Raw genomic sequence first — 2,309 nt, forward strand, 5'->3', positions numbered from 1 at the left:
AGGTGCTGACCCATGGGTCAGCACCTTTTTTTTATTCCCTTTATTAAATACGATCATCAACTGAAATTTGACACAAAGCATTTCCTCATAAATTTCTATGAATTACTTTATATAATAAAGACAAAGGACCCATAAATGAAATTTACTTCAAGTCAAACAACCACATTTTGAAGACAAATGTAAATTGACTCTATCATTTCCTTTTTACTCCATTTATTCTCCATTAACCTCTCCCCCTAGAATAGATTTTTATAATTTAAATTCAAACATGGCTAAAAAATTCGCTGTACATTTTATGAAAGGTGAAATGTATCCTTCCATCATTTTTTATTATCTAAATGTATTATTCTCTATCAAATTATTATAGGATTTCTTTTGCATTATTCAATCCAATAAAACCCTAGGCCAGAAACACTTTTGGGAGGAAAGTCATTAATGTATAAGATACATCTCAAAAGATTAAAGCAAAGTTCAATACCATTGACTTTTAAGTTGTGAAACATGAATGTCAATGGCCTGTTGAAAATGACATTATATTAAATGACCGCAGGATTGAAATACTGTCCAAGAGCATTCAACATGAAAAAGACTTTTCTACCCATAATTGGTTTGAGGTTGCTCATAGAACGAATGTTTTATTTCACTCTCCCTTTTTTTTAAAATACCAGGGTGACACGGATACTCTGGTCCAAATATTTAATACAATAGAAGGTTTTCAATTTCCCCTTATACCCCATCTTGCCTTATTTATTTCCAGTCCAATTAGGAACCTACCCATTGCTTGGGTAAGCAATATTTTTTCCAGACTTACTTTCTTCCTCTTTTTAACTGAATCCGGTCAATGGTTCAAATACTTCTCCTCTATATTAATACATTAAGCGTAATATAAGGTGTACTTATATGTGTTATAATGATTTTCTATTTTTTTTAATAAATCAAAGTTTATAGCTTTAAATTAATAGCTAAATAATAAAGCAAATAGGGACATAAACCTAAAAAAAATATAGGTTTCCTATAGTTAATGATAATGAAAGGCTAAAGGAAAAAAGAAAGGAAGTAACGGTGTGATTACCAATAGTAGTTGAACGGCTATTTAAAGTAGATAAACGACCTCTTTAGGTAATTTCATCCTTTTATGGGCAGGATTTAGTCGTTGGTCTATTAATTTAAAAAAATGCGCCCTACTAATTAATAAATTTTATTACTTAAGAGGTGAAGTGTTACAGAACTCTTTCAAGCTTTTAAACAGGCCCAAACCTAACGATAATGAGGGTATATTAAATTAAGACGTAGGTTCCTATTTTCATTGATGCTATAGGTGAATAGATGCGAGAAAAAATGATAGCTTAAAAATCAAATAATATATTGGTAAAATAACCATGTATAGTTTTTAAATTTAAAAAAGCATTTTACCCAAGTTCTTGGCAAATTCATCTAGGCAACAATTACTAAATTGGATAATCGAAAGGAGAAATACAACTTATTAAAGTTTAAATAACCAATCCGTTCAAGCGGACCCCAATGGGGATTTTAATATTCATGATTATTTAGTATATTTTTATGCATAAGATAAAATTTTTTGTTTTAAGGGGGAAGTGGATTTTTAGCAAGGCTATATCCCCACCAATGGAAAGGCAGTATTTGACTAGAGAATTTCAAGGGATCCAAATTTAATCGCCCTAAAAAAGTGACTCCACCTGAGTGGCCCTAAGAAAAACTTTAAAGTTAACCCGGGCAAGAAGAGGTAGAGCGATGGTTGAATTAAAAGGATTTACAAATTTCGTATAAAAGGATACCGAATTCAGTAATGAATGTACCCATACCGTTAGCGATTAACTAATTAAATAAACATGCATATAGATATTAAATCTTACCATGGCGAGAAATTTTTATCAGACCTTGTTGGCCAGTTTGAAAAAGGGTTTGACTTAACCAACTCCATCGTTTCAAAAGATTATATTTCTTTAAACTTACCCATAGGAAAAATTAAATGTTCCTATTTAAATTCGGGACTTACCATTGGATTGGCAGAGCTTAATGAAAACACTCCTTCTATTTTAGGCAGTTATTCTGGGGATGAGGAAGAAATACCTTATAAAATAGGATTTTGTTTTGAAGGAGAATTTGAATTGAATTACCCTAACCAGCTGGTGCAGGAAACCATCCGGACAGGTAGAAACTTTATTATTACTCCTCGGAAAGGTTCAAGTATTATAACAAAAGGGCATGAAAAGCTTGGCTTCTTTTTTATTTTTATTTCCCCCACTTTTTTAAATACCGATTTCAATATTGATAGAAATAAGTTTAAG

1 protein-coding gene is annotated in these 2,309 nt (G+C 31.3%); it reads left to right on the forward strand.

From position 1 onward, the window contains the following. Positions 1–1,850: 1,850 nt before the first annotated feature. Positions 1,851–2,309: hypothetical protein (locus E1171_RS23660; RefSeq protein WP_187696267.1), on the forward strand; the 459-nt coding region annotated here is incomplete at its 3' end.

The sequence above is a fragment of the Xanthovirga aplysinae genome (assembly GCF_009711365.1).
Classification (GTDB): domain Bacteria; phylum Bacteroidota; class Bacteroidia; order Cytophagales; family Cyclobacteriaceae; genus Xanthovirga; species Xanthovirga aplysinae.